At 70.5% G+C, this 26,080-nt stretch carries 24 protein-coding genes; 8 read left to right on the top strand and 16 right to left on the bottom strand.

Annotated features, from left to right (window positions below; translation table 11 throughout):
• Positions 1–39: 39 nt before the first annotated feature.
• The 7 genes from AC6CCG_RS22850 to AC6CCG_RS22820 form a co-directional block, all read right to left on the bottom strand.
• Entirely contained in the window at positions 40–258 is a 219-nt protein-coding gene (locus tag AC6CCG_RS22850) for a hypothetical protein (protein ID WP_496657006.1), read from the bottom strand.
• Positions 259–313: 55 nt separating this feature from the next.
• On the bottom strand, positions 314–1,336 hold the full coding sequence (locus AC6CCG_RS22845) for a Gfo/Idh/MocA family protein (RefSeq protein ID WP_496657004.1): 1,023 nt from the start codon (positions 1,334–1,336) through the stop codon (positions 314–316).
• Positions 1,329–2,252 (bottom strand): sugar phosphate isomerase/epimerase family protein, encoded by a 924-nt coding sequence (locus AC6CCG_RS22840; protein ID WP_496657002.1) that lies wholly within the window; start codon positions 2,250–2,252, stop codon positions 1,329–1,331. The genes AC6CCG_RS22845 and AC6CCG_RS22840 overlap by 8 nt, the downstream gene beginning before the upstream one ends.
• 27 nt (positions 2,253–2,279) lie before the next feature.
• Positions 2,280–4,178, bottom strand: a complete 1,899-nt coding sequence (iolD, locus tag AC6CCG_RS22835; RefSeq protein ID WP_496657000.1) for a 3D-(3,5/4)-trihydroxycyclohexane-1,2-dione acylhydrolase (decyclizing) — start codon at positions 4,176–4,178, stop codon at positions 2,280–2,282.
• The gene (gene iolC / locus AC6CCG_RS22830) at positions 4,175–5,155 is read right to left on the bottom strand and encodes a 5-dehydro-2-deoxygluconokinase (protein ID WP_496656999.1); all 981 of its coding nucleotides are present in this window, start codon (positions 5,153–5,155) and stop codon (positions 4,175–4,177) included. The genes iolD and iolC overlap by 4 nt, the downstream gene beginning before the upstream one ends.
• 63 nt (positions 5,156–5,218) lie before the next feature.
• Positions 5,219–6,256, bottom strand: coding sequence for a glycosyltransferase family 2 protein (locus AC6CCG_RS22825; protein ID WP_496657435.1), 1,038 nt, complete (start codon positions 6,254–6,256; stop codon positions 5,219–5,221).
• Positions 6,257–6,308: 52 nt separating this feature from the next.
• A complete protein-coding gene (locus AC6CCG_RS22820; RefSeq protein WP_496656998.1) occupies positions 6,309–7,697 on the bottom strand; it encodes an LCP family protein in 1,389 nt (462 codons plus the stop codon).
• Between the two features lie 234 nt (positions 7,698–7,931).
• On the opposite strand from AC6CCG_RS22820, the gene AC6CCG_RS22815 reads away from it, so the two are divergent.
• Together AC6CCG_RS22815 and AC6CCG_RS22810 are read left to right on the top strand one after the other, a co-directional pair.
• Positions 7,932–9,239 (top strand): LCP family protein, encoded by a 1,308-nt coding sequence (locus AC6CCG_RS22815; protein ID WP_496656997.1) that lies wholly within the window; start codon positions 7,932–7,934, stop codon positions 9,237–9,239.
• 128 nt (positions 9,240–9,367) lie between these two features.
• A complete protein-coding gene (locus AC6CCG_RS22810; RefSeq protein ID WP_496656996.1) occupies positions 9,368–10,249 on the top strand; it encodes an acyltransferase domain-containing protein in 882 nt (293 codons plus the stop codon).
• 1 nt (position 10,250) lies between these two features.
• On the opposite strand, the gene AC6CCG_RS22805 is transcribed toward AC6CCG_RS22810, so the two are convergent.
• Genes AC6CCG_RS22805 through AC6CCG_RS22795 form a run of 3 tightly spaced genes read right to left on the bottom strand, consistent with a single transcriptional unit; the run spans position 10,251 to position 12,952 of the window.
• The gene (locus AC6CCG_RS22805; RefSeq protein WP_496656994.1) at positions 10,251–10,886 is read right to left on the bottom strand and encodes a response regulator; all 636 of its coding nucleotides are present in this window, start codon (positions 10,884–10,886) and stop codon (positions 10,251–10,253) included.
• Positions 10,883–12,031 (bottom strand): sensor histidine kinase, encoded by a 1,149-nt coding sequence (locus AC6CCG_RS22800; RefSeq protein ID WP_496656993.1) that lies wholly within the window; start codon positions 12,029–12,031, stop codon positions 10,883–10,885. The genes AC6CCG_RS22805 and AC6CCG_RS22800 overlap by 4 nt, the downstream gene beginning before the upstream one ends.
• Positions 12,032–12,082: 51 nt before the next feature.
• Positions 12,083–12,952 carry a 2-phosphosulfolactate phosphatase gene (locus tag AC6CCG_RS22795; protein ID WP_496656991.1) on the bottom strand — a complete coding sequence of 290 codons (870 nt, stop codon included), beginning with the start codon at positions 12,950–12,952 and terminating at the stop codon, positions 12,083–12,085.
• Here AC6CCG_RS22795 and AC6CCG_RS22790 point away from each other — a divergent pair.
• Positions 12,951–13,844 (top strand): ATP-binding cassette domain-containing protein, encoded by an 894-nt coding sequence (locus AC6CCG_RS22790; protein ID WP_496656990.1) that lies wholly within the window; start codon positions 12,951–12,953, stop codon positions 13,842–13,844. The genes AC6CCG_RS22795 and AC6CCG_RS22790 overlap by 2 nt on opposite strands.
• Entirely contained in the window at positions 13,841–14,617 is a 777-nt protein-coding gene (locus tag AC6CCG_RS22785; RefSeq protein ID WP_496656988.1) for a hypothetical protein, read from the top strand. The genes AC6CCG_RS22790 and AC6CCG_RS22785 overlap by 4 nt, the downstream gene beginning before the upstream one ends.
• Before the next feature lie 3 nt (positions 14,618–14,620).
• Here the strand turns inward: AC6CCG_RS22785 and AC6CCG_RS22780 are convergent, their stop codons facing one another.
• The 3 genes from AC6CCG_RS22780 to AC6CCG_RS22770 form a co-directional block, all read right to left on the bottom strand.
• On the bottom strand, positions 14,621–15,130 hold the full coding sequence (locus tag AC6CCG_RS22780; RefSeq protein WP_496656986.1) for a hypothetical protein: 510 nt from the start codon (positions 15,128–15,130) through the stop codon (positions 14,621–14,623).
• Positions 15,131–15,184: 54 nt separating this feature from the next.
• Positions 15,185–16,909 carry an alpha/beta fold hydrolase gene (locus tag AC6CCG_RS22775; protein ID WP_496656984.1) on the bottom strand — a complete coding sequence of 575 codons (1,725 nt, stop codon included), beginning with the start codon at positions 16,907–16,909 and terminating at the stop codon, positions 15,185–15,187.
• An 88-nt stretch (positions 16,910–16,997) separates the two neighbouring features.
• Positions 16,998–18,155, bottom strand: coding sequence for an acyl-CoA dehydrogenase family protein (locus AC6CCG_RS22770; RefSeq protein ID WP_496656982.1), 1,158 nt, complete (start codon positions 18,153–18,155; stop codon positions 16,998–17,000).
• 90 nt (positions 18,156–18,245) lie between these two features.
• Here AC6CCG_RS22770 and AC6CCG_RS22765 point away from each other — a divergent pair, with 90 nt between their 5' ends.
• Positions 18,246–19,106: an alpha/beta fold hydrolase gene (locus tag AC6CCG_RS22765; protein WP_496656980.1), complete on the top strand. Its 861-nt coding sequence runs from the start codon at positions 18,246–18,248 to the stop codon at positions 19,104–19,106.
• A 13-nt stretch (positions 19,107–19,119) separates the two neighbouring features.
• Here AC6CCG_RS22765 and AC6CCG_RS22760 read toward each other — a convergent pair whose 3' ends face one another.
• A complete protein-coding gene (locus tag AC6CCG_RS22760) occupies positions 19,120–19,746 on the bottom strand; it encodes a TetR/AcrR family transcriptional regulator (protein WP_496656978.1) in 627 nt (208 codons plus the stop codon).
• A 66-nt stretch (positions 19,747–19,812) separates the two neighbouring features.
• Between AC6CCG_RS22760 and AC6CCG_RS22755 the strand changes: the two genes are divergently transcribed.
• Complete coding sequence (locus AC6CCG_RS22755; RefSeq protein WP_496656977.1) at positions 19,813–20,466, top strand: hypothetical protein; 654 nt, start codon at positions 19,813–19,815, stop codon at positions 20,464–20,466.
• A gap of 62 nt (positions 20,467–20,528) precedes the next feature.
• On the opposite strand, the gene AC6CCG_RS22750 is transcribed toward AC6CCG_RS22755, so the two are convergent.
• Positions 20,529–21,389: a glycerophosphodiester phosphodiesterase gene (locus AC6CCG_RS22750; protein ID WP_496656975.1), complete on the bottom strand. Its 861-nt coding sequence runs from the start codon at positions 21,387–21,389 to the stop codon at positions 20,529–20,531.
• A 129-nt stretch (positions 21,390–21,518) separates the two neighbouring features.
• Between AC6CCG_RS22750 and AC6CCG_RS22745 the strand changes: the two genes are divergently transcribed.
• Positions 21,519–22,463, top strand: a complete 945-nt coding sequence (locus tag AC6CCG_RS22745; RefSeq protein ID WP_496656974.1) for a helix-turn-helix transcriptional regulator — start codon at positions 21,519–21,521, stop codon at positions 22,461–22,463.
• Between the two features lie 127 nt (positions 22,464–22,590).
• Entirely contained in the window at positions 22,591–24,522 is a 1,932-nt protein-coding gene (locus AC6CCG_RS22740) for an alpha/beta fold hydrolase (RefSeq protein WP_496656973.1), read from the top strand.
• Positions 24,523–24,686: 164 nt separating this feature from the next.
• Here the strand turns inward: AC6CCG_RS22740 and aspS are convergent, their stop codons facing one another.
• On the bottom strand, positions 24,687–25,964 hold the full coding sequence (aspS, locus tag AC6CCG_RS22735) for an aspartate--tRNA(Asn) ligase (RefSeq protein ID WP_496656972.1): 1,278 nt from the start codon (positions 25,962–25,964) through the stop codon (positions 24,687–24,689).
• Between the last annotated feature and the right edge of the window lie 116 nt (positions 25,965–26,080).

Raw genomic sequence — 26,080 nt, 5'->3', positions numbered from 1 at the left:
GGGTTCGGCCGGGAGCGTGTCGAACCGCCGGACCGGCGATCAGCGCGGGTCGGGGCGCTCCCGGACCTGGTCGTACCAGCTCGCACCGGCAGTCGGCAGGCCCAACCACACCCGCCGTCCGTTCGCGCCGCGCCGGGCCACCCAGCGGCGCGGTGGCGTGGCCTCCTTGGCCTCGTCGAGGCTCCCATAGCTGCCGAGATCGGTGCCGCTCGGTTGGTCGGTGTCTTCGCTGGTCCGCTCGTACAGATGAAACCTCATCTGTGAACCGTACGGCCTCCGGGCCGGAACGGCACCATGCGCGCCGCGACCGTGGTCAGGGGCGGGGCTGCAGTGCGACCTCGACCCGCTCCCCGGTCCGTACGGCAGCAACGCCGGCCTCGCACACCGCGGCGGCCGCGTAGCCGTCCCAGGCGCCCGGGCCGTCGACCCCGCCGGTCCGGGCGGCGTCGACGAACCGCTGCAGCTCGGTCGTGTACGCGGCGGCGAACCGCTCGATGAAGGTCGGCGCGATCGCCTCCGACCGCTGCACCCCGGCCGCGCCCCGCCCAGTCGTGATCATGCCCCGGTCCAGGCCGATCAGGGCACTGCCGGCGGAGCCGACCAGTTCGGTCCGGACCTGGTAGCCGGCACCGGACCGGGCGAAGATCTCCACCGTCGCGACCCGGCCACCCTCGGTGGTCAGCAGGACCAGCATCGGGTCCGACTGGCCGTCCGGGGTGCCGGGAGTCGGGGCCGGTTTGATCACCTGGACGGCGGTGATCTCCTCGCCGAGCAGGAACCGGACCACGTCGACCTCGTGCACCACGGAGTCGGTGATCATCATCGAGGAGTCGAACTCGGGCCGGGCGCCAGGGTTGCGGTGCACACAGTGCAGCAGCAGCGGCTCGCCGATGTCGCCGTCGGTGATCAACTTTCGCAACTGGGCGTACTCGGTGTCGAAGCGGCGCATGAAGCCCACTTGGATCAGCGGCGACGGCAGCGCCGCCTCCTGTTGCACGATCCGGTACGCGGACTCGGCGTCGGTGGTCAGCGGCTTCTCGGCCAGCACCGGGATCCCGCGGTCGAGGCAGGCCGCGACCTGCTCGGCGTGGAACCGGCCCGGGCTGGCGATCACCACCGCGTCGACGTCGTCGGCCGCGATCGCGGCCAGCGGGTCCGGCTCGACCCGGGCCCCGGGGATCTGCCCGGCGATCAGTTCGGCCTGCTCGGCCCGGGCGTCGTTGATCACGCTCACCCGGGCACCGCGGACCACCCGGCTCAGCCGGTCGGCGTGGAAGGCACCCATCACGCCGACGCCCAGCACGGCGAGGCGCAGTTCTCCTTGCGGTTCAGGCATCCTGCTGCACGCCGATCTCGACCGGCGCGCCGCTGCAGCCGCGCAGATAGGTGTGGGTGCGCCGCGCGATCGGCAACGGCACGTCCGGATCACACGGATAGAGGTCCTGCTCGACGATCGCATAGAGATCGCGGCCGAGCTCCGCCACGGCGTCCAGGATCGGGCCCATCGCGGGCAGCCCGTGCGGCGGTTCGATCATGACGCCCCGCTTGACCGCCTCCGGGAAGGACAGGTCCTCCGCCTCGACCACCGCGACCACCTCGGGATCGACCTGCTTCAGGTGCAGGTAGCCGATCCGGTCCGGGAACTTCTTGATCAACTCCAGGTTGTCGCCGCCGTAGTAGGAGACGTGCCCGGTGTCCAGGCAGAGGTTGACCCAGCGCGGATCGGTCGACTCGAGCAGCCGCTCGATGTCCGGCTGATAGCCGACGTGGCTGTCGGCGTGCGGATGGAACTGCAGCCGCAGCCCGTACTCGTCGTCGATCCGGCGGCCCAGCTCGTCCAGCTGCGAGGTCATCGCCTGCCACTGGTCGGCGGTCAGCTCGCGGTTCTCCAGCGGCTTGCCGGTCTTGTGATCACGCCACGGGTCGGGGATCACCACCAGGTGCTCGCCGCCGACGGCCCGGGTCAGCCCGGCGACGTCGGACACCTGCTTCCAGACGTCGTCCCAGCTGTCCGGCCGGTGCAGGTGCTCGAACACCGTGCCGGCCGAGACCTTCAGCCCGTGCCGGTCGAGTTGATCTTGGAGCTGGGCCGGGTCGTTCGGCAGATAGCCGTACGGGCCGAGTTCGATCCACTCGTAGCCGGCGGCCGAGACCTCGGTGAAGAACCGGTCCGCCGGCGTCTGCTCCGGGTCATCGGCGAACCAGACGCCCCACGAATCCGGCGCCGAGCCGATGATGATCTTCGACGACACACTGCCCTCCTGACGTTGGGTTGAGTCCTACTGAGTCGGCCGCAGGTACGGCCGCTGGTTCCCCTTCTCCTTCTGGTACACGTCGTACGCGGCCGCGGTGCTGTCCAGGGCGGACACCTCGCTGACCGGGACGTCCCACCAGGAGTCCGAGTCCGGCGCCCCGAGCAGCGGGTCGGTCTCGACGTGGATCACGGTGCTCGACGACGACGCCTTCGCGGTCCGGATCGCGGTGATCAACTCGTCCCGGTCGGCGACCTTGATCACCGCCACGCCCAGGCTCGCTGCGTTGGCGGCCAGATCGACGCCGAGCAGCTCGCCGTCCAGCCGGCCGGACTCGGTGCGCTGCCGGTAGCGGGTGCCGAACCGCTGCGAGCCGACCGATTCCGACAACGCCCCGATCGAGGCGAAGCCGTGGTTCTGCACCAAGATCACGATCAGCTTGAGGTTCTCCTGGACCGCGGTGACCAGCTCGCCCGGCAGCATCAGGTACGACCCGTCGCCGATCATGACGAACACGTCCCGGTCCGGGCAGGCCAGCCGGACGCCGATGCCGCCGGGGATCTCGTACCCCATGCAGGAATAGCCGTATTCGACGTGGTAGCCCTTCGGGTCCCGGGTCCGCCACAGCTTGTGCAGTTCGCCGGGCATCGAGCCCGCCGCGCAGACCAGCACGTCGCGCGGCTCGGACAGCTCGTTGACCACACCGATCACGGCGCTCTGGCTGAACCGACCGCCCTCCCCCGGCCCGGCGGCATAGGCGGCGGACACCGTCCGCTCCCACTCGTCGGCCAGCCCGGTGATCAAGCTCCCGTACGCGTCGGACACCCGGTAGCCGTTCAGCGCGGAGGTCAACGCCAGCAGGGATTCCCGGGCATCACCGATCACGTCCAGCCCGGCGTGCTTGATCGCGTCGATGGGCGCCACGTTGAGGTTGACGAACTTCACGTCCGGGTTCGCGAACGCGGTCCGACTGGCGGTGGTGAAGTCGGAGTAGCGGGTGCCGATGGCGATCACCACGTCGGCGTCCCGGGCGATCGTGTTGGCCGCCGTGGTGCCGGTGGCGCCGATCGCACCGAGGCTCTGCGGATGGTCGTAGGCCAGACTTCCCTTGCCCGCCTGGGTCTGTCCGGCCGGGATCCCGGTCGCTTCACAGAACGCGGCCAGCGCGTCGGTCGCCCCGGCATAGATCACGCCGCCGCCGGCGACGATCACCGGCCGCTCGGCCGCCGCGATGATCTTGGCCGCGGCCTCGAGCCGGGCCGACTCCGGCGCCGGCCGGCGTAGGTGCCAGACCCGCCGCTGGAACAGCTCGTCCGGCCAGTCGTGGGCCTCGGCCTGCACGTCCTGCGGCAGGCACAGCGTGACGGCACCGGTCTCGACCGGGTCGGTGAGCACCCGCATCGCGTTGAGCAGCGCCGCGGGCAGCTGCTCCGGCCGCCAGACCCGGTCGAAGTACTTCGACACCGGGCGGAACGCGTCGTTGACGCTGACGTCGCCCGACCCCGGCAACTCGAGCTCCTGCAACAACGGGGAGGCGGCCCGGGTGGCGAACGAGTCGGCCGGCAGCAGCAGCACCGGCAGCCGATTGATCGTGGCCAGCGCGGCGCCGGTGATCATGTTCGTCGCGCCCGGCCCGATGCTGGTGGTGACCGCCCAGGTCTGCCGGCGGTTCTTCATCCGCGCGTACGCCACGGCGCTGTGCACCATGGCCTGTTCGTTCCGGCCGAGCACGTACGGCAGCAGCGCGGGATCCTTCAACTCGGACTCCAGCAGTGCCTGGCCGAGACCGGCGACGTTGCCGTGGCCGAAGATGCCGAAGCAGCCGGCGATCAAGCGTTCCTCGACGCCGTCGTCCTCCAGATACTGCGCCGAGAGGAACCGGACCAGCGCCTGAGCCACCGTGAGCCGCGTGGTTCCCATGATCATTCCTTCCCGAGATTCCTGTCTGCGTTGGGATCGCCGCCGTCGAGCAGCGTGTCGATCTCGGCGGCCGTCGGCATCGCGGTGGAGCACTCCAGCCGGGAAGCCACGATCGCCCCGGCCGCGTTCGCCCGCTGCAGCACCTTCTCCAGCGGCCAGCCGGCCAGCAGCCCGTGGGCCAGCGAACCGCCGAACCCGTCTCCGGCGCCGAGCCCGTTCAGCGGCGTGATCATGATCGGCGGCGAGACCACCCGTTCGGTCCGGGTCTTGGCCAGCACCCCGCGGGGCCCCTGCTTGACGATCGCCAGCTCGACGCCCGCGTCCAGCAGCGCGTCGGCCGCCGCGTCCGGGTCGGTCTCGCCGACCGCGACCTCACACTCCTCCGCGTTGCCGACGGCCACCGTCAGCGACGGCAGCGCCTTGGCGATCTGCTCCCGGGCCGCCTTCGGCGAGTCCCAGAACATCGGCCGGTAGTCCAGGTCGAGCACCGTGATCGGCTTGCGCTGCCGGGCCTCCAGCACGGCGAAGTGCGCGTCCCGGCTCGGCTGCTCGCTGAGCCCGGTCACCGACAGCCACATCACGCCCGCGGCCCGTACCGCGTCGAGATCGAGGTCGTCCGGACGCACCTGCAGGTCGGGCGCCGTCGGGCGCCGGTAGAACCAGAGCGGGAAGTCGTCCGGCGGGAAGATCTCGCAGAACGTCACCGGCGTCGGATATTCCGCGTTGGTGACCACGTGCCGGTCGTCGACCCCGAGCCGGCGCAACTCCTGCCGGACGTAGCGCCCGAACGGGTCGTCGCCGACCCCGGTGATGATCGCCGCCTCCCGGCCCAGCCTGGCCGCGGCGACCGCGACATTGGCCGTGGTGCCGCCGAGGAACTTGCCGAAGGTCCGGACGTCCTCCAGCCCGACCCCGATCTGCTGCGGATAGATGTCGACGCCGCTCCGGCCGAAGGTGAGCACCTCGTCCACCGATCGCTCCAACTGCTTTCTCCTCACGGCGTGACGGGCGGCGCGCTCCGACGCTATGCAGCGCGGATCAGCCTGTCAACGATTTTGTCCTGACATTTCGGACGGCGGCGTACGGAGGCCGACGATGAACCCGGCACCCCAGCACAGATGCATCACCGCGAGGACCAGCGGCAGCCGCGCCCGGGCGGCCGGATCGAGCGACTTCGGCGCGGCCAGCGCACCGCCGAGCACCAGCAGCAGGTAGCCGACCGGGGCCAGGAAACCCAGCTTCAGCCAGCCGGCCGGCGTGACCAGCCCGAGCAGCCCGAGCAGGCTGCCGCCGGCGATCCCGGCCACCGCCGTGGGCGGCGCGAGATAGCGGCGGGAGGCCGTCTCCGGATACCGCCGGCAGACCTCGCGGCGCCACTTCCCGGTCTCGTAGAACTGCTTGGCCAGGGCGGCCAGGCTGGACCGCGGCCGATAGGTCACCTTGAGGTCGGGCGAGAACCAGATCGCGCGGCCGCTCTTGCGGAGCCGGTAGTTCAACTCCCAGTCCTGGGCCCGGTGCATCGACTCGTCGAAGCCGCCGACGGCCAGCAGGTCGGCCTTGCGGAAGACCCCCAGATAGACGGTGTCGGCCGGGCCCTCGGGCGAGTTCTCCAGGTGGAACGTGGAGCCGCCGAGCCCGAGCGGGCTGTTGTAGCCGTACGCCACCGCCCGCTCGAACGCCGTCTCCCCGACCGCGTCCATCACGCCGCCGACGTTGGCCGCGCCGGTCCGGGTCAGCACCTCGACCGCGCGGGCGATGTAGTGGTCGGTCAGCTCGCCGTGGCCGTCGACCCGCACCACGATGTCGTACTTGGCGGCCGCGATGCCGACGTTCAGCGCGGCGGGCGTCTTCCCCGCCGGGTTGTCCACCACCTGCACCCGAGGGTCGGACGCGGCCAGTTCGGCGGCGATCTCGGCGGTCCGGTCCTGGCTCGGCGCGACCGAGAGGATCACCTCGAGTTCGCCCGGATAGTCCTGCTGCAGGACGCGTCCGACCGAGGCGGCCAGATAGCGCTCCTCGTTCAGGACGGGCATCACGACGCTGACCCCGGGATGATCTTGGTCCACGGCTTCCGGGGACGGCATGGCTGAAGTCACCCGCCTATTCTGCCCACCGAGCCGGGGTTGGGCGAGTCGATCAGTTGGTCGAGCAGATCTCGCCAAGATCATCGGTGTCCGGCTTCGGCTTCTTGGCGTCGTCGTCGGACTTCTGCTCGGCCTTCTTCGTCGGCGACGGCTTCGGCCGGTCCGGGACGACGGGCGGCGGCGGGGTCCGCTGGTCCTTGGGCAGATCGGCGTTCTCGGCCACGGCGATCTTGTTCGCGACCGTACCCCGGATGACGCCGAAGTCGGGATTGCCGGAGTGGATCAGCGGCGGTACGAAGGCGACGCTGGCAATCTTCTGCTCCTTCGCCTTCAGGGCCAGGCCGAGCAGCTTGTCGATCTCCGAGGCGGGCACGTCGGACTCGACGATCTCCTCGCCGGCCTTGGCGATCTCGTTGAACTTGGACAGGACGGTGAGCGGCTCCAACTGCTTCAGCATCGCGTTCATCACGCACTTCTGCCGGGCCATCCGCTCGTAGTCCGACGAGCCCTCCCGGGAGCGGGCGAACCAGAGCGCGTGGTAGCCGTCCATCTTCACGTTGTCGCCGGGCTCGATCCAGCCGAAGATCCGCGACGAGCCGCCGCCGATCGGCACCCGCTTGTGCACGTCGAGGGTGATCCCGCCGACCGCGTCGATCAGCGCCTCGAAGCCCTTCAGGTCGACCATCGCGTAGTAGTTGATCTTGAGCCCGGTGGCGCCCTCGACCGCCTCCTTGGTGGCCTGGACGCCGGGATCCTTGACGCCCGGGTAGAGCTCCTTGTGGTCCGTCGCGTACGTGTAGACGGCGTTCAGCATGCAGGAGTGGTCCGGGCAGCCGAAGCCCTTCGGGAACTTCTCCCGCAGCGGCGAGCCCTCCGGGAACGGTACGTCCTCGAGGTTGCGCGGCAGGCTGAACAGGACGGTCCGCCCGGTCTCGGCGTCGATGCTGGCCACGGTCAGGCTGTCCGGCCGAAGCCCGACCCGGTTCTTCCCGGCGTCGCCGCCGAGCAGCAGCACGTTGATCCGGCCGGCCTGTGCCTCGGTCCTGCCGCCGCCGGCGAAGACACCCGCGATCAGCGTCCGCTGCGACGACACGATCCCGGCCGTCGCGAACAGCGCGCCGCAGATCAGCACCACCAGCACCAGGTGCGCGAGCGCGAAGCCGAGCCGGTGCCGCTGGGCCAGTTCCGGCGGCCGGGACAGCCGCCAGGCGTCCAGCAGCAGCAAGGCCCAGCCGATGCCGACCGCGATCAGCAGCACCTGCACCACCCGGAGCACCGGGTCGGCGGTGAAGATGGTGATGGCCAGCCCGCGCCAGAAGATCGCCAGCAGCACCGCGATCGCGATCAGAGCCCACAGCACGGCCCAGATCCGGAGCGCGATCCGGCCGACCTTCCTGTTGCCCGCGGCGAGTTGCGCCGAGCCGGGGAGCACGAGGGTCATCCCGAGGTAGGTCAGCCCACGGCGAAGTTTGATCCGATCGCCGGCGCGGCCCACGCCGTCCGGAGTAGGTCCCGAGGCCTGGCGTCTGAACGGGGAAGTATCCGACACCTGATCCCTTTCTGCCGAAGGTAGCCCGCATTGGCAGATCGCCGTTCAGTATTCGTTCATGTGGCCGTGAACGCACGCAGGCGCGCCGATCCGGACGGCTGAATTCGGCGGGTACGCTCATCTGTTATGCCGCCTAGTCAAGACGACCTCGACTGGCTTTACGGCCGCGACGGGAAGTCCGGTTCCGAGCCGGAACAGACGCGAGCCCTGCCGCCGGCCGAGCAGAACACCGACCCGGACCTGCCCCTGTATCGGTCCGAGGCGCAGCCCGGCCAGGCTCCCGCGCAGCCCTATCCCGGCCGGCCCACGCAGCCGTACCCGGGGCAACCGCTCCAGGGACAGCCGGTGCAGCCCGCTCCCCCGGTCCAGCCGGCCGGTCCGGGTCGTCCCGGTGGTCCCGGCGCTCCTGGTGGCCCGGGCCGGGCCGGCGGCCCCGGCGGCCCGGGTGCCCGACCCAAGAAGCGGCGGACCGGGCGGATCGTGGCCCTGGTCGTCATCGCGGTCGTCGTCCTGCTGATCGGCGGCCTGATCGCCGGACCGATCTATGCCTGGAACCGGATCGACCGGGTGGACAACGAGCCCGGCGGAGAGCGGCCGGCGGAGCAGCCCGGCACCGCCCTGCTGCTGGTCGGCTCGGACTCGCGGGAGGGGCTGACCCCGGAGGAGCAGAAGCGGCTGGGCACCGGCGACACCGCCGGACAGCGGACCGACACGATCATGATCCTCTACATGCCGCCGGTCGGCCGGTCGGCGCTGATCTCGGTGCCGCGGGACTCGTTCGTCGAGGTGCCCGGCAAGAGCCAGAAGCACAAGATCAACTCCGCGTACGCCTGGGGCGGCCCCAAGTTGCTCGAGGAGACCGTCGAGCTGAACACCGGGCTGCGGATCGACGGCTATCTCGAGGTCGGCTTCGGCGGCTTCGTCAACGTGATCGACTCCGTCGGCGGCATCGAGATGTGCGTTCCGAAGGACCTCAAGGACAAGAAGAGCAAGCTCAACGTGAAGAAGGGCTGCCAGCCGTTCGACGGTGCCACCGCGCTGGCGTACGTGCGGATGCGGTACAAGGATCCGCGCGGCGACCTGGGCCGGATGGAGCGGCAGCGCGAGATGATCAGCGCCGTCGCCGAGAAGGCCGCCGGGCCCGCCACCTTCCTCAACCCCGTCCGGTACTGGTCGCTGATGACCGCGAGCTCCGATGCCGTCACTCTCGGCCAGGACACCACCTTCGGCGAGCTGTTCGGGGCCGCGATGGCGATGCGCACGCTGACCGGGAACGGCGGCGGGATCACCCTCACCGTCCCGATCTCCGACGCCAACGCCTCCACCTCCGCCGGCTCGGCCATGATCTGGGACAAGGACAAGTCCAAGGCCCTGTTCGAGGATCTGGCCAAGGGAGACACCAGCAACCTCGAGCAGTACGCCAACAAGGAATAAGAACCGCCGACCACGGGCGGTCATCCGTCCTTGCGGAATCCGGGGCCGGCAGGCACGCTCCTGCTCATGCCGCCGATCATCGTGGTCCTCCGGTCCGACGTACCTCGTTCCAGGAAGGGGCTGGTCGCGTGACGCCCGACTGGGTGACGGCGCGGCTGGACTGGCTCGGGGTGCCGGCCGCCGAGGCCGCCGAACTCGTCGCGTCCTTCCCGTCCGATCCGGGGATCGTGCACGAGATCGTACGGGCGGGCGAGGCGATCGCCGCCTCGATCGGTGATCATGATCATCGCCCGGCGCTGCCGGAGGTGTCGGCCGGCTGGGGCCCGGCCGCCCGCTACTTCGTCGCGTACGCGTGCCTGTCGGTGATCGAGGAGGTCATCCGCGACCATCGTGATCATGGGGTGCCGGACGCGATCTCGGCCCACTCGCTGAACGCGCTCAGTCTCAATCTGGAGCGGCACCGCCGGATCTTCGGCGCCGGCGGCCTGGACGGGCCGAACTGGGTGATCGACGTCTGGCGCGGCCTGATCTTCCGGCTCGGCCGGCTCGACTACCGCCGGGAGCCGGTCGGACCGGTCGCCGGGGCCGCCGCCGGACGACCGGCCGGGGAGCCCGGGCTGAGCGTGCACATCCCGATCGGCGGCCGGCTCGACCCGGCGGAGTGCGACGCGTCGCTGGCCCGGACGGCCCCGTTCTTCCGGCGGCACTTCCCCGACGAGTACGCGGGACTCGACCCGATCATCGGCCATTGCCGCTCCTGGCTGCTCGATCCGCAGCTCGCGGACCGGCTGCCGGCCGAGTCCAACATCGTCCGGTTCGGCCGCCGGTTCATGATCACCGAGGACTCCGACCCGGGTGACCTGGAGACCGTCCGCTGGGTGTTCGAGACCCCGGAACCGGGCGATCTGGCGACGCTGCGGCCGCGGACCCGGCTCGAACAGGCCGTTCTCGACCACCTCACCGAGGGCGGTCACTGGCGGATCCAGTTCGGCTGGCTCGCCCTTCCCTGACTCAGCCGAGCTGCTGCGCGAGGACGGCGAGCTGGGTCCGGTTCCGGCAGTCCAGCTTGGTCATCAGCCGGGACACGTGGCCCTTGACGGTGCTCTCGGCCAGGTACAGCGTGCGCGCGATGACGGCGTTCGAGGCACCGTCGCCGATCAGCCGGAGCACCTCCCGCTCCCGGTCACCAAGATCGTCGAGCAGCGGCGACGTGGCCGGCTTCGGGCCGTTGGCCAGCGCGACCAGCCGCCGAGTGGCCTCGGGTGACAGCACATCGGTGCCGGCCGCGGCAGCCCGCAGGGCTTCGCTGATCGCGGCCACCGGTGCGGTCTTGATCGTGTAGCCGCGGGCGCCGGCGGCCAGTCCGCCGAGCAGCGCCTCATCGGTGTCCAGCGCGGTCATCAAGATCACCGCCGGCGGCGGATCCAGGGCGACCAGCTCCCGGGTGGCAGCGATCCCGTCCACACCGGGCATCCGGATGTCCATCAGCACCACGTCGGGTCCGGTCCGGATCGTCAGATCGACCGCCTCGGCACCGTCCGCCGCGACGCCGGCCACCTCGATCCCGTCGACCTTGCCGAGCGCGTCGCCCAGGTAGTCGCGCACGTACGGGTCGTCGTCGACGATGATCACCGTGAGGCCGGTCATCCGGACACCGCCGCCGGCTCGGTCGCCGGAAGATCGACGCGGACCGAGAAGCCGCCGGTCGGCTCCGGGCCGGTGGTCAGTGCGCCGCCGAGCAACTGGCACCGGCTGGCCAGGCCGCGCAGGCCGGTGCCGGAGCCGGAGTTGTGCAGCGCGGCATCCGGCCCCGCCGGCGGAGCCTCGTTGATCACCGAGAGCCGGATCCGGCCCCGGCCGGTGCCGAGTCCGATCGCAACCGCACCACCCGCCGCATGCTTCGCCGCGTTCGTCAGCGCCTCACGGACCGCCCGGACCAGGCAGCTCCGGACCGCGGAACTGATCATGGTGTGATCGTCATCGTCGGCGGCGGCCAGTGTGACCGCCCGCCCGATGCCCTGTTCCTCGGCGACGATTCCGGCCAACTCGCTGCGCAGGGCTGCTACGGGGCTGGCACCGTGGTCGGTCTGGCTCGGCTCGCCGGGACGGGCCGCGGCGAGGTAGTCCCGCAGCGCGGTCAGGGTCTCCGTGGCCGTCCGTTCGATCTCGGTCAGGCCGTCCCGGGTCGGCGGCTCGGTGGTGGCCGCCAGCTGCCGGGAACGCAGCACGACCCGGGTGATCCGGTGCGTGATCAGATCGTGCAGGTCGGCCAGCAGCCGTTCCCGCTCGGCCGCGCGGCGCTCCTGCTCGAGCGAGGCCAGCCGGTCCCTCCGTGCCTGCTGGAGCCGGCTCAGCAGCGCGAAGCAGAGGCCGCCGAGCACCGGGGCGATGCCGGCCAGCACCGTGGTCGGCGACAGCTCACCGTTGCCGATCGTGACCAGGCCCCAGAGCGGCAGCGGGAGCAGCCCCAAGATCAACTCCGGTCGGCTGCGCGACTCGGTGATCACCCGATTGCTCGCGATCGTGGCGGCGAACGGGATCCAGACGATCAGCTGGTTGGCGTACACGAGTTGCCAGCCGGTCGGCAGCCAGGACGCCGCCACCGTCACCAGCAGCAGCGCCAGCCCGGCGAACGGCGGCCGCAGGTAGCCGACCACGACGACCCCGGCCAGTTGCACCAGGAGGCCGATCACCCCGGTCAGCGGGTCGAGTTGCGGGAAGATCAACATCGCCGTGACCGACGACAGCACGGTCAGCACGGCGAGGCCGAGGGTGTAGACCCGCTTGATCACTCGTTCACACTAGGGAACGGCGCGGAACGGGACAACCGTACGAAAGTAGGTTCACCGCGCCGGAAGGTACGCCTCGCCGGTCAGCACCGGGACCACGGCGCTGACGTCGGTCTCGGCCGCGAGCGCCACATCGGCTGCGAAGCCGGCCGCCACGAGTTCCCGGCCGCTCGCGCAGTCGGCGAGCGCAGCCGGCAGCCGGTCCCGGACCGCCCGATACGCAGCCGCCGCGACCGCCGCCTCTGCGCCGAGCCCGACGGCGCGGCAACCGTCCAGCACCGCGCCCGCGCCCCACAGGTCCTCGGCCGCCGGCCGCAGCGTCCCGTCCGGCCAGCGCTCCCCCGCCGCGACGACCGCCACGGTCGCGCCGCCGGCCAGCCGGGGAGCCAGCCAGCGCCCGACCGCGGCCGCGTTGCGCAGACAGGCACCGATCACCGTCGCGCCGGAGTCCCGGAGCCGGAACGAGATCGCCGAGCCATTGGGCGACGGCAGCACGATGCGTTCCACGCCGGCGACCGTCGCCATCGCCGCCGGCGAGAGGCTCACCGGGGCCGTGAGTTGATCTTGCTCGAACCGACCCACGGCGAGCACCGCGGCACGCTCGGTCGCGTAGCCGGCGGCGCGCTCGTCCTTCCAGAGGTACGGATACACGGCGATCCCGCGCTCGACCGCGACAGTCAGCGTCGTCGTGAACGACAGCACGTCGACGACCACGGCATAGTCCGCTCCGGCGACGATCGCGTCGGCGCCGGCGGGCCCCCAGTCGAACCGGACCCGCTGCTCGGACTGGCGCTGCGCCGGCTGCAGGTGCATGGCCCCACCGTAGGCGTACCGACGTCGCAGCGCGGCACCGACGAACGGAACGCCGGTCGGTCCGTTCGGGGCTGTAACACGGCCGGACCGGACCGGCACGCTGTCGATCATGATCACAGTCACGGAACTCGGCAAGCGGTACGGAGAGCGCTGGGCGGTGCGCGACCTCAGCTTCACCGCACCGTCCGGCCAGGTGACCGGCTTCCTCGGCCCGAACGGCGCCGGCAAGTCGACCACGCTGCGGATGGTGCTCGGCCTGACCGGCCCGACCACCGGCCACGCCACCATCGACGGCGCCCGGTTCGCGGAGCTGGCGACGCCGGCCCGGACGGTCGGGGCGCTGCTCGACGCGACCACGCTGCCCGACCACCTGACCGGTGAGCAGCAGCTGCGCTGGTTCGCCGCGGCCGCCTCGCTGGACCCGGCCCGGATCCCGGTCGTGCTGGACCTGGTCGGCCTCGCCGATCATGGCCGCCGGAAGATCGGCGCCTACTCGCTCGGCATGCGGCAGCGGCTCGGCCTGGCCTGCGCCCTGCTCGGCGACCCGGCCAACCTGGTCCTCGACGAACCGGTGAACGGGCTCGACCCGGCCGGGGTGCGCTGGCTGCGCGAGCTGCTGGCCGGGCTCGCCGACGAGGGCCGTACGGTGATCGTCTCCAGCCACCTGCTGACCGAGGTGCAGCTGCTGGCGGACCGGGCAGTGGTGATCGGGCAGGGCCGCCTGTTGGCCGACCAGTCGCTGGCCGACCTGGTCGCGGCCTCCGCCACGGTGCGGGTCGGCTCGGCCGACAACGACCGGCTGGCCGAGGCCCTGCGCCCGTACGCGACGATCGGGACGGACCGGCCGGGGACCTTCGCGGTGACCGGACTGGACCCGGCCGAGATCGGCCGGATCGCTTTCACCGAAGGGATCCCGCTCGTCGAGCTGTCCCGGACCGGCGGCCTCGAGGACGCCTTCCTCACCCTCACCCAGGACCACACGCTGACGGAGGCCGCCCGATGATCACCACCCTGCACGCCGAACTGATCAAGGTCCGCCACTCGCGGACGCTGCGCGCCGTCCTGGCGATCACCGTCGGATTGTCGCTCGGCATCACCGCCCTGGTCACCGCGTTCGGCGGCGCCGACGTGCTGGCCCGGCATCAGGCCGTCGACGGCGGCGGGAAGTACGAGATCCTGTTCTTCGGCAGCACGTTCGGCGTCTGGGCCTACGCCTTCTTCGCGGCCGGTTTCGCCGCGGCCGAGTTCCGCAACGGCATGATCAACTACACCTTCGCGGCGACCGCGGACCGGAACCGGGTGCTGCTGGCCAAGGCGATCCTGGTCGCCGCCGGCGGCCTGATCATCGGGATCGTCACGTCCCTGATCAATTTCGGGCTGACCCAGGGCGTGCTCACCCTGACCGGGCATCCGGCGCTGTCGATCGGCGAACCCGGGCTGCTCCGGGTCGTGCTGGTGTTCATCCCCGCCCAACTGGTGATCTGGGGGCTGCTCGCGGTGTTCCTCGGCGGCGCCCTGCGGGTGACCACGCCGACGGTGTTGATCTTGTTCCTGGGATCGCTGCTGCCGGTGCTGGTCGCGCAGTTCCTGCCGCCGGCCTGGGGCGACACCGTGCCGCGCTGGATGCCCGGCGCCCTGATCGAGAGCCTGGCCGGGCTGTCCGTCCCGGGCACGCCGGGCTATCTTCCGCTGCCTGCCGCGGTTCCCGCCGTGACGGCCTGGGTGATCGTCTTCGCGGTCGCCGGGCTGCACTGGTACCGCACCCGGGACGTCTGACGCTCAGCCGCCGGACGGCGGGTAACCCTGCCCCGGCTGCTGGCCCGGCGGAGTCTGCTGCGGCTGCCCCGGCTGGGGCGGCTGCGGCGACTGCGCCTCGGTCGGCTCCGCCCGCCGCGGCTGCTGCGGCGGCGCCGACTGCGGCGAGGGCGCGGGCTGCTGCCCGTACTCCTGCTGCGGGTACGGGTTCGAGCCGGGCCGGGCCGGCGCCGGCGCAGCGGGCTGAGCAGCAGGAGCCGCGGCCGGCGGCTTCGGCTTACGCTCCGGCCGGACCGCGATGATCAACGCGGAGAGCAGGACCACGATGGCCAGGTACCCCCTCGCGTCGTCCTCGGAGGAGTCGAACACGAAGAAGATGACCACCACGGCGCCGATGATGCAGAGCACGCCGGCGATGGACCGCAACACCCTGACCCCCGGCAACAGGTAGGCCGCCAGGGTCGCCAGCACGCCCAGCAAGGCCAGGCCGAGTACGGCGATCCGCAGGATCGGCAGGTCGTCGAACACAGTCACACTCCCGTCGTACGTGAACGATGCCGGACCCTACCGGCCCGGGCGGCCACCGGACTACTGGTTCAGCCGGGAGATCTTCTCCCCGAGCACCAGCGCCAGCACGCTGTCGACGACCTGGACCAGCGAGCCGCCGCCGTCGGAATGATCATCGAGATAGTCGTCCACCGGGCCTGCGACGGGATGGACCTCCTCCTCCAGCGGCAACGGCACCGAGGAGCAGATCGCCTCGTCGGTCGCCGAACCGTGGATCAGGAAGTTGTTCACCACGCCGTCGACGCAGAAGTTGCCCTGGATCGCGTACTGACCGTGGAACGGGCTGTCATCGACCCGCACCACGTTGACGCCGCGCGCCTTGCGCACTGCCAGCATCGCCTGCTCGTACGAGGTCTGCGGATCGAACTCGCCCTGCACCACGAGGATGTCGTCGCGGACCTCCTCGGGCAGCGTCGGCAGTTCCTGCAGCGGCTCGTCGGTCCACGGACCGCAGACCTCGCTCAGCCCGTACTGCCAACCACCGTAGGGATAGCGCGGTCCCTGGCGATCACTCAGCCGCTGGTACCACTCCGTCGTCTCGGTCGGCTGATCACCGCAGGCGACCGCGAACCGGGTCAGCGGAGCGGCCGCGTAGTCGTCCTGGCCCAGGTTGTTCTTGATCACCAGGGCGCGGGTCAGCTTCGCCGCCGGCACTCCGAACCGGTCCTTCGACACCCGGTCCAGCACCGACCGGTCGTCCTTGGACAGCGAGATGTCCTCCAGGGCCTCATCGTCGGCCGCCATCGCGCCGATCACCAGCAGGGTGAGCACCCAGCCGGTCTGGCTGCCGTTGCCGACGAACATGCCGTCGTAGCTGTTGCCGTCGATGCCGTACTCGGCGGCGACCTCCCGGCCCCGCTCGACCGCCGCCCGGGCCTCGGCCACGGTCTCGCCGAAGATCTCCGGCGCGATCCGGTTCGCCCAGGGCAGGAAGACGTCGTCGATCTGCCGCTGCCCCATCCGCGGGAAGTCCTCGAAGTCCGCCATCAGCCGGCCCTGCCAGTCGACGTTGGAGTCCAGCACCATCCGGCCGGCGTGCTCGGGGAACAGCGAGGCGTACTTCGCCCCGAGCCAGCTGCCGTACGAGTAGCCGATGTAGTTGATCTTGTCGACGCCGAACAGGGTCCGCAGCAGGTCGAGATCATGAGCGGTCTGCCAGGTCGTGATGTACGGGGTGACGGCCTGGCTCTGGCAGGCCTCGGCGATGGCCCGGGCCGTCTTCTGGTTCTCCGCGATCGACTCGGGCGAGCGGTCCCGGGCGTCCAGCGGTCCCTCCGGCAGCCGGCCGACCGGCACGTCGCAGGTCAGCATGTCCTTCGGCAGTTCCTCGTAGGAGCCGAGCCGACCGGTGCCGCGCGGATCCATCCCGACCAGGTCATAGCCGACGTTCAGGTCCGGCTGCAGTTCGGCCAGCGCCGCCGGCAGGTCGGTCCCCTGGCCGCCCGGCCCGCCCGGGTTGGTCACCACGATGCCGCGGCGGCCCTCCTCGCCGGTCGCGACGACCCGGCTGACCTGCACCTTCAGGTCGTGGCCGGAGGTCGGTGCGGCCCAGTCGCGCGGCACGGTCATCAGGGCGCACTCGACCGGGACCTCGGTCTCGAAGTCGCAGGCACCCCAGGCGAGTTTCTGTTCTGTGTAAGGAGAGAAGGCGGTCTCAGCCGTGGCCGGCGGTGCCGTGGCGGCGATCATCGAGAGCGTCGCGATCGTGGCCAGGCCCGCAGTCACACCGGTCTTCCAGCGAGGCATATCCCTGCTTTCGTGTCGGAGTCGCCGCCGACACTATCGATCACCGCCCGCCCCGGCGACGGGCAACGCCGGGGCGGCGGTGATCAATTCAGGACTTGAGCAACTGGCGCGCCATCACGATCCGCTGCACCTGATTGGTGCCCTCGTAGATCTGGGTGATCTTGGCGTCCCGCATCATCCGCTCGACCGGATAGTCCTTGGTGTAGCCGTACCCGCCGAGCAGCTGCACCGCGTCGGTGGTGATCTCCATCGCGACGTCGGAGGCGAAGCACTTCGCGGCCGCACCGAAATAGGTCAGGTCGGCGTCGTTGCGCTGCGACTTGGCCGCCGCCGCGTAGGTCAGCTGCCGGGCCGCCTCCAGCTTCATCCCCATGTCGGCGATCATGAACTGGATGCCCTGGAAGTCCGCGATCGCCTTGCCGAACTGGGATCGTTCCTTCACGTACGACGCCGCGAAGTCGAGCGCGCCCTGAGCGATCCCGATCGCCTGCGCGGCGATGGTGACCCGGGTGTGATCCAGCGTGCGCATCGCGGTGCCGAAGCCGGTGCCCGGCTCGCCGATCATGCGGCTGGCCGGCACCCGCACCTGATCAAGGTAGACCTCGCAGGTCGGCGAGCCCTTGATGCCGAGCTTCTTCTCCGGCGCCCCGAACGACACTCCATGATCAGCTTTCTCGATCACGAACGCGCTGATGCCGCGGCTGCGCGCCTCCGGGTCGGTGACCGCGAAGACCGTGTAGTACTCGGACACGCCGGCGTTGGTGATCCAGCGCTTCACGCCGTTCAGCACGTAATGATCACCGTCGGCGACCGCGCGCGTTTTCATCGACGCCGCGTCCGAACCTGCCTCCGGCTCGGAGAGGCAGTAGGAGAACATCGCCGCCCCGGACGCGACCGGCGGCAGGTAGGCCTGCTTCAACTCGTCGCTGCCGGCCAGCAGGATCGGCATCGTGCCCAGTTTGTTGACCGCCGGGATCAGCGACGAGGACGCGCAGGCGCGGGCCACCTCTTCGATCACGATCGCCGTCGCGAGCGCGTCCGCACCGACACCGCCGTACGACTCCGGCACATGCGGGGCATGGAAGTCGGACGCGCGCAGCGCGTCGTACGCGGCCTGCGGGAACGTCGCCGTCTCATCCACCTCGGCCGCGTTCGGCGCGACCTTGGCGTCGCACACCTCCCGGACCGCGGCCCGGAACGCCTCGTGTTCCTCGGTCGGCGTGTAGATCTCACTGAAGTCGGTCACGCTGGACACATTAATGCTGTACTCGATCAGCCCGATGAGTTTCGGTGATCGGCCGAGTCGGTAACGACGACCCATCAGGAAGGAAGCCAGATGTCCGAACCGAAGTCCTTCACGCTGGACGTGCCCGGTGCCGTGCTGCACTACGACGTCCGGTCGAGCGACAGCACCGAGCCGCCGCTGCTGCTGATCGGCTCGCCGATGGACGCCGTCGGGTTCACCACCCTGGCCGGCCACGTCGGCGACCGCACCGTGGTCACCTACGACCCGCGCAGCGCCGGCCGCAGCAAGCGCACCGACGGCGCCGCCCGGACCACGCCGGACGAGCACGCCGACGACCTGCACCGCCTGATCGACGCCGTCGGCGGCCCGGTGGACCTCTTCGCCAGCAGCGGCGGCGCCGTGAACGCGCTGGTCCTGGCCGTGCAGCATCCCGAACAGCTCCGCACCCTGGTCGCCCACGAACCGCCGGTCACCCAGGTGCTGCCCGACCGGGCCGCCGCCCTGGCCGCGGTGACCGACATCAACGAGACGTACCTGAAGAGCGGGACCGGCCCGGCCATGGCGAAGTTCATCATGCTGGTCAGTCATCAGGGCGAGATCCCGGCCGACTTCCCGCAGTGGCCCGTCGACCCGGCCCAGTTCGGCCTGCCGACCGAGGACGACGGCACCTGCGACGACGCACTGCTCGGCCAGAACATGATCGACTGCAACTACTACGAGCACGACTTCGACGCCCTGCGCGACTCGTCGGCCCGGGTCGTGATCGCCGTCGGCGAGAAGACCGGTGCCGCCCTGCCGCGCCGTACCGGAGAGATCGTGGCCGAGCGGATCGGCCAGCAGCCGGTGATCTTCCCGGGCGACCACGGCGGCTTCATGGGCGGCGAGTACGGCATGCCGCCCGGCGAGCCCGACGCCTTCGCCGCGAAGCTCCGCGAGGTCCTCGCCGGCTGAGCACGGCGCCGGCTCAGGAGCTGAGCAGCTCGCGGGGCAGGGCCTCGGCCCACCACTGCTCGATCCGGTCGGGCGACCAGGACCGCTCGACCCGCAGGGTGGCGAAGACGTCGACATTGCACAGCGCCGCATAGATGTCGACGGCGGTCGGGACGTCCAGGCCGGGGCGGAGCGTGCCCTCCGGCCAGGACGCGAACACCTCGGTACGGTGCTCGCCGGCCTGCCGCCGGCCCCGGAGGTAGAAGTCGGCGAAGTCGGGCTCGGTGCGGCCCGCGTCGCGGACCAGCGCGATCAGGTCGCCTGCCCGCTCGAAGAGCCGCCGGTCGTAGCCCGCCATCGCGGCGAGTTGCTGTCCGGGGTCGTCGGTGGCCTCCAGTTCGTCGAGCTGCTGCGGCAGGCCGGCCGCCAGATCGGCGGCGTCGGCCAGGGCCCAGACCAGCCCGGCCTTGTTCTGGTACGCCGCGTAGACGGTCGGCACCGCGACGCCGGCCTCCCGGGCGACATCGCGCACGGTGGTCGCGGCCCAGCCCTGGGCCACGAACAACCGGCGCGCCGCCTCCGCGATCTCCGCACGGGTCTGTTGCGCCTGCGACACGCGGCGGAGCGAGGTGTAGCGGCGCCGACCGGTCCCGTTCTCCATGATGGTGATCTTACATTCCGTAGCCTATATTCGATACATGCATCGTAATTTGAAATTGTGGTCGCGGTGAGCGTCACCGGTCTGGCGGGTCTGGCCGGCCTCGGCTTCGTTCTGCTGGCCGTGGTGATCAACGTGGTCTATCTCCGGGTCGGGCTGCCGCTGCCGGGCGCTCGACTGTCCCTCTCCGCGGCGACCGAGGCGTTGGCCGGCGCCGGGCAGCGGATCAAGGCGCCCTCGGTGTTCGCCCCGGCCGGCTGGCTGTGCACCACCCTGTTCGCCGCCGGGCTGCTCGGCGCGCTCTGGCGTCATGATCAACTCGCGAGCAACGGCTGGGCCCTGGTCGGCTTCGCGGGCGTGCTGATGCAGAACGCCGCCTTCATGGTCGTCGAGGCGCTCCGGTTCGGGATGGCCGAGGCCGCCCGCCAGGGTCGTGCGTCGGTGGCCGGGCTGTGGGCGTTCGGCAACGTGCTGTTCGGCTTCAACCAGGTCTTCCTGGCCGTCGCCGTGCTCGGCTTCACCGCCGCCGGCGCGACCCTCGGCCTCATCCCCGCCTGGCACGCCTGGCTCGGCTGGATCAGCGCCGCCCTGCTTTTCGCCGCCGCCACTGCCGCCCCGTACAACGCCGACGGCAACCACCGTGTCGCGATCATCGGCCTGGTCGGCTGGCTCGGCTGGGCCGCCTGGATCGTCGCTTACGCGATCACTCTGCTCCGCCTCTGACGAGCGGCGATGCCGAGTGAATTTCCGCCGGTCGGTCGCGGCGAAATTCACTCAGAACTCGATCACGTGCGGAGGAGGTCGCGGAGCACCTGCGGGTAGTTGGTGATGATGCCGTCGACGCCCCAGTCGCGGGCCCGGCGCATGCCCTGGCCGTCGTTCACGGTCCAGACGTGGATCTCCAGGTCCTGATCATGAACCAGGTCGACGGTCGACCGGTCGATCACGCCGAGGGCGGGATTGACCTGCTCGGCCCAGGCGGCGGCCGCCTCGATGTCCGCGGCGGTCGGCTTGGACCCGTAGAGCAGGCCGACCGGGACCTCGGGCGCCAGTTCCTTGTAGTCGCGGAGCCAGGCGTGGTTGAAGGACTGGACGACGATCCGGCCGCTCCGCAGCGCCTTCCGGAGGGCCGGCACCGTGTTCAGCTCACGGTCCAGGTCCTTCTCGATGCCGGGATAGAGCTCCGGCGCCTTCGGCTCGAGCAGCATCCGCGCCTGGCCGACCGCCGCACCCCACTCGGCCAGCGTCGGCACCCGCTCACCGGCGAACCTGGGGGCGAACCAGGAGCCCGCGTCCAGCTTCTTGATCTCGGCCAGGGTGAAGTCGCCGACGTTCCACGGGGCGCGGTCCGGGAACACCTGCTCGACGTCGGTGGTCCGGGCCAGCGTCGTGTCGTGGATGATCACCAGCTCGCCGTCCTTGGTGCGCTGGATGTCGTTCTCGACGGTGTCGGCGCGGTGCCGCAGCGCCTGCCGTACGGCCGCGAGGGTGTTCTCCGGAGCCACGCCGGACGAGCCACGGTGGGCGATCACCTCGGGATCCCGGGTCCGGCCGACGGCGTCCGCGCTCGGTGCCGCGACGGACACGATCAGGGCGGCGGCGAGGGTGGCGAGCAGCGGTACGACAGCACGGGCGGGGCTGGGCATGGCTACCTCCGGGACGGTTCGACGCCCGTCATGCTGGCCCGGCCGCGACAACGCCCGGTTACCAGCGGCTGAATGGCACCGGTCGGCTCGGCTGCGGTCGGGTGCCCCGCGCTGAGGGAGACTGGACGCATGGATGGCGATGCGGGGAGTCAGTCCGAATACCTGGCTCCGTTCGAGGTGTCGCGGGCGGCCGAGCGACTGTACGGGGAGCTGCTCCGCACGCCCACCGACGGCGACCGGATCGACCGCGACGCGGTGGCGGAGCTGACCCGGGTCGGGCTGGTCCGCACCGAGGACGGCCAGGTGATCGCGGTGCCGGTCCGGCTGGCGGTGGAGCGCTGGGTGATCGAACAGGAGGCCCGGATCCGTCGGGCCCGACTGGCGGCGAGCCACTACGCGTCGATCCAGGGCACCACGTCCGGCGGCTTCCTCGAGGTGATCCGGGGCATCGACCAGGCCCGTGAGGCGATGCACCAGGTGGAGACGGGCGCGGAGCACGAGGTGCTCTGCTTCGATCGCGCGCCGTACTTCAGCCAGCGCAAGGGCACCATCTCACCGGTCCAGGAATCGGCGACCCATCGCGGCGTGAAGTACCGGGTGGTCTATCAGCAGGCCGTGCTCGAGGACCCGTTGATCATGGCCGCGGTACGGAACTCGAACGGCCTGGAGGAGGCCCGCACGTACCCCGACGTGCCGGTCCGGATGATCATCGCCGACGAGGAACGGGCGTTGCTGCTGCTCCCGTACGGCAGCGCGCCGGGGACCGAGGACCCGATGGACGCGGACGCGGTGCTGGTCTATCCGTCGACGCTGCTGGACGCCCTGGTCCGCCTGTTCGACTCGATCTGGTCGCTCGCCGTGCCGATCTCGTCGCTGGACGACTCCTCCTGGGCCGACGAGCACCGGCAGCTGCTGCAACTGCTCGCGACCGGCCTGACCGACGCCTCGATCGCCCGCGAACTCGGCGTCAGCGAACGTACGGTGCAACGGCGGATCAACCGGCTGCACCAGCTGCTCGGTGCCAGCACCCGGTTCCTGCTCGGTGTCCAGGCGGCCAAACGGGGCTGGATCTAGGGCTTGTCCGAAACCGGACATTGCCGGATCGCGCCAGCGCAGAGACTGTCGGCGGCTCGGTCTGTTTTGGTTCATTGACCCCACACGAATCCGCCCTGATCAGGGCGTTGAATTCTCGGGAGGGCACATGAGTCAGTCAAGATCATCCTCAGCTGCGGGCCGAGCCTCACGTCCACGATCATCGTGGCGCCGCTGGGTCGGCCTGCTGCTGGCACCGGCGCTCGCGGTGTCGTCGGCGGTCTACGCGACCTCCACCCCGGCGTCGGCGGCGGCCAAGGTTCCCAACGTCGCGAAGCTGGCCGGCGACCTGGCCGAGCAGAAGCTGACCTGGGAGAAGTGCGACTTCGGCGATCCGGCGCTGAACGACCGCTTCAACGTGCCGAACGTCTCGTGCGCGACGGTGGTCGTGCCGCGGGACTGGCACGACCCGGGCAACGGCAAGACCTGGAACATCAGGATCTCGCAGGCGAAGAACATCGATCCGGACAACCCGCGCTACCAGGGAACGATGTTCGTCAATCCGGGCGGTCCGGGCGGCGAGGGTCTGGTCTGGGGTCCGGTCATGCAGGAGCGGACCCCGGACCTCAATCCCTACTACAACTACGTCGGCTTCGACCCGCGCGGCGTCGGGCAGAGCAGCCACGCGTCGTGTTCGTACGAGTGGGACTCCGCCTCCACCGATCCGTACGCGGAGCTGAAGGCGGCCGGCAAGGCCTGCTCGACCAACGCCGACGTCCGGACGATCAGCACCGAGCAGACCGTCTACGACATGGACTTCATCCGTCAGCTGCTGAAGGCGCCGAAGCTCAGCTATGTCGGGTACTCGTACGGGACCTGGCTCGGCACCTGGTACGAGAACGTGTTCGGCGCCAAGTACGGCGGCCGGTTCCTGCTCGACTCGTCGATCGACGGGACCCAGCCGACCCTGCAGTCGACCTGGGACCTGCAGCCGATCGCCCGGGACCGGCAGTTCACCATGCACATGATCAACTGGATCGCCCGGCACCACGAGACGTACGGGCTCGGCGAGGATCCGTACAAGATCAGGGAGCGCTACTTCGCGGCGACGGCGAAGCTGGACCCGTTCACGGTTCTGCTCGCTTGGGCCCTGCTCGGCGGAGCCGGGGCGTTCGGCAACAACGCGGACTACCCGCTGGCCGGTGACGTGGTGCAACTGTTGATCGAGTTCGGCGAGAGCGAGGACGCCGCCAGGACGGCAGCCGCGGAGAACCCTGCCGTCGCTGCCGACACGATGCTGGCCAAGATCGAGAAGACCGCCACCAAGCAGCAGCGGTCCAAGATCAAGGACGCTCGTGAGCAGCTCGCCCCGCTGACCGAGCTCGCCACCGCGGAGCAGGACCGGCAGCGTTCGGCCCGCTCCGCCGAGACGACCGAGACCGGCGTCTTCGAGGATCCGTTCGACATGATCAGGTGCAACGACGGCCAGTGGACCCAGGGCTCGGCGTACTGGGAGGAGCACAACGCCAAGCAGGCGAAGAAGGCACCGCTGTCCAATCAGTGGGGTCTGCTCGACGTGCCGCTCTGCGCGTACTGGCGGACCAACACGCTGATGCCGGTGACGAACGAGAACACGTTCCCGAAGTCCGTGGTGCTGCAGGGCGAGCTGGATTCGCAGACCGGCTGGGAGGGCGGCTACCGGGCCGGCACCAAGCTGCCGAACACGAGCTTGATCACCATCGACAACGAGGGCTCGCACGGTCACTTCCCGTACGGCACCGAGCAGGTCGACCGGCCGATCATCAACTACTTCCTGACCGGGAAGCAGCCGAAGGACATCGTGGTGACCCAGGCCCTGCCGCTGGTCCAGGACGCGAAGACGTACCAGTCCTGGGCGAGGCTGAACAAGAACGCCAAGCACGTCGGCGGCACGGTGACCTCACCGTGGGTGCCGGCCGAGGCAGGCACCAAGATCAACGCCAGCGACGCCGGCGCCGATCTGCTCGCCGCCGGCCTCTCGGAGCAGCTGCTGCGGCAGCGGGTCCGCGAGGTGTACGGCGAGAAGGGTGTGGATGCCCTGAACCGCAACGGAACCCTGTAGCCGTCCGGGTAGCGGAGCCCGGTGGGTCGGCCAGTCGGCAGGCCCACCGGCTTTCGCCGGGCCGCTTCACCAGGTTTCCTGTCGCTATACCAGGGAAGCTTCTCTGGTATAGCGACAGTTTTTCACGTTGCGTGAAAAACGGGCGGCCCGTGGTGCGACCACGTTCACGGTGCGATCCGGTGCAGGTCCCTCGGGAACAGGGTGACCTCGCGGACGTTCGCGGCGCCGGTCAGCTGCGCCACGAAGCGCTCCAGGCCGATCGCGAACCCGCCGTGCGGCGGCATCCCGTAGCCGAACGTGGCCAGGTAGTCGGCGTAGGACTCCGGGTCCTCACCGCGGTCGGCGAGCGCGGCCCGGTAGTCCTCCAGCCGGTGCAGCCGCTGACCACCGGTGACCAGCTCGGTGCCCCGGAAGATCAGGTCGAACGAGTTCGTCCAGCGATGATCATCGGGCTGCGGGTGCGTGTAGAAGGGACGCTTGGCGGCCGGATACCCTTCCACGACCAGGAAATCGGAGGCGTGCTCGGTGCGGGCCCACTCGCCCAGCCGGCGCTCGTGCTCGGGCGCCAGGTCCGGCTCCTCGGGGTCGGCCCCGACCAGGGCCAGAGCCTCGGCGAAATGGATCACCGGGAACTCGGGCGGCACGGTGGGCAGTTCGAGTCCAGCCCCGGGCACGGCCGCCACCGCTTCGATCATGGCGGCGATCACCGATCGGAGCACCGTGATCACGTCCCGGTGATCACGGATGAAGCCGAGTTCGGCGTCCAGCGACGTGTACTGGGCCAGGTGCCGGACCGTGTCGTGCGGCTCGGCCCGGAACACCGGCCCGACCTCGAAGACCCGCTCGAACACGCCGACCATGATCTGCTTGTAGAACTGCGGCGACTGGGCCAGGTAGCCGGGCCGGCCGAAGTAGTCGAGCTGGAACACGTTCGCGCCCGACTCGGTCGCCCCGCCGACCAGCTTCGGGGTGGCGATCTCGGTGAAGTCCTGCGCTGCGAGAGCACCACGGAAGCCTTGCAGGGCCGCCGCGGCCAGCCGCCAGACCCGCTGCCGGGCCGGATGCCGCCAGGACAGCGCGGCGTGGTCGAGCAGGGTCGGCAGCGAGGCCTTCAGCCCGGGGCGCCACAGCTCGAGCGGCGGCGGGCCGTCCGGCTCGCCGAGCACCTCCAGCTCCGGGTCGACCAGCTCGACCCCGCCCGGTGCCTGCGGGTTCGCCACCGCCCGCCCGGTGGCCCGGACCACGGTCTCCTCGCCGAGTTGCTCGGCGCGCTCGCGGTCCTCGGTGATCACCACCTGAGCCAGGCCGGACCGGTCCCGGATGATCAGAAAGATCACCGAGGCGAGCCTCCGTCGCCGATGGACGAAGCCTTCGATCATGACCGTCTCGGCCGGCCGGAGATCGCCGGCCAGCGTTCGTCGTAAGGATGTGGCTGTGGTCATCTGTTTCACCTCCTGGTAGCTGTTGCCCCGGGAGGTGTGGGCGATCGGGAGCTCGCGGTGCCACCACACCTTCGCCGGCCAGAGCGGCCGGCCTCGGATCGGTCATTTGCCGCTGA

The organism is Microlunatus sp. YIM B11417 (assembly GCF_059617205.1).
The sequence above is the reverse complement of the archived record's forward strand: the minus strand, read 5'-3'. Positions and strand labels throughout refer to the sequence as shown.

Excerpts from the sequence above, each read along its gene's own strand:
- AC6CCG_RS22850 (WP_496657006.1), bottom strand. The coding sequence starts at position 258 with ATGAGGTTTCATCTGTACGAGCGGACCAGCGAAGACACCGACCAACCG.
- AC6CCG_RS22845 (WP_496657004.1), bottom strand. The coding sequence starts at position 1,336 with ATGCCTGAACCGCAAGGAGAACTGCGCCTCGCCGTGCTGGGCGTCGGC.
- iolD (WP_496657000.1), bottom strand. The coding sequence starts at position 4,178 with ATGATCATGGGAACCACGCGGCTCACGGTGGCTCAGGCGCTGGTCCGG.
- AC6CCG_RS22825 (WP_496657435.1), bottom strand. The coding sequence starts at position 6,256 with ATGCCGTCCCCGGAAGCCGTGGACCAAGATCATCCCGGGGTCAGCGTC.
- AC6CCG_RS22820 (WP_496656998.1), bottom strand. The coding sequence starts at position 7,697 with ATGACCCTCGTGCTCCCCGGCTCGGCGCAACTCGCCGCGGGCAACAGG.
- AC6CCG_RS22815 (WP_496656997.1), top strand. The coding sequence starts at position 7,932 with ATGCCGCCTAGTCAAGACGACCTCGACTGGCTTTACGGCCGCGACGGG.
- AC6CCG_RS22805 (WP_496656994.1), bottom strand. The coding sequence starts at position 10,886 with ATGACCGGCCTCACGGTGATCATCGTCGACGACGACCCGTACGTGCGC.
- AC6CCG_RS22790 (WP_496656990.1), top strand. The coding sequence starts at position 12,951 with ATGATCACAGTCACGGAACTCGGCAAGCGGTACGGAGAGCGCTGGGCG.
- AC6CCG_RS22795 (WP_496656991.1), bottom strand. The coding sequence starts at position 12,952 with ATGATCGACAGCGTGCCGGTCCGGTCCGGCCGTGTTACAGCCCCGAAC.
- AC6CCG_RS22785 (WP_496656988.1), top strand. The coding sequence starts at position 13,841 with ATGATCACCACCCTGCACGCCGAACTGATCAAGGTCCGCCACTCGCGG.
- AC6CCG_RS22775 (WP_496656984.1), bottom strand. The coding sequence starts at position 16,909 with ATGCCTCGCTGGAAGACCGGTGTGACTGCGGGCCTGGCCACGATCGCG.
- AC6CCG_RS22765 (WP_496656980.1), top strand. The coding sequence starts at position 18,246 with ATGTCCGAACCGAAGTCCTTCACGCTGGACGTGCCCGGTGCCGTGCTG.
- AC6CCG_RS22760 (WP_496656978.1), bottom strand. The coding sequence starts at position 19,746 with ATGGAGAACGGGACCGGTCGGCGCCGCTACACCTCGCTCCGCCGCGTG.
- AC6CCG_RS22750 (WP_496656975.1), bottom strand. The coding sequence starts at position 21,389 with ATGCCCAGCCCCGCCCGTGCTGTCGTACCGCTGCTCGCCACCCTCGCC.
- AC6CCG_RS22745 (WP_496656974.1), top strand. The coding sequence starts at position 21,519 with ATGGATGGCGATGCGGGGAGTCAGTCCGAATACCTGGCTCCGTTCGAG.
- AC6CCG_RS22740 (WP_496656973.1), top strand. The coding sequence starts at position 22,591 with ATGAGTCAGTCAAGATCATCCTCAGCTGCGGGCCGAGCCTCACGTCCA.
- aspS (WP_496656972.1), bottom strand. The coding sequence starts at position 25,964 with ATGACCACAGCCACATCCTTACGACGAACGCTGGCCGGCGATCTCCGG.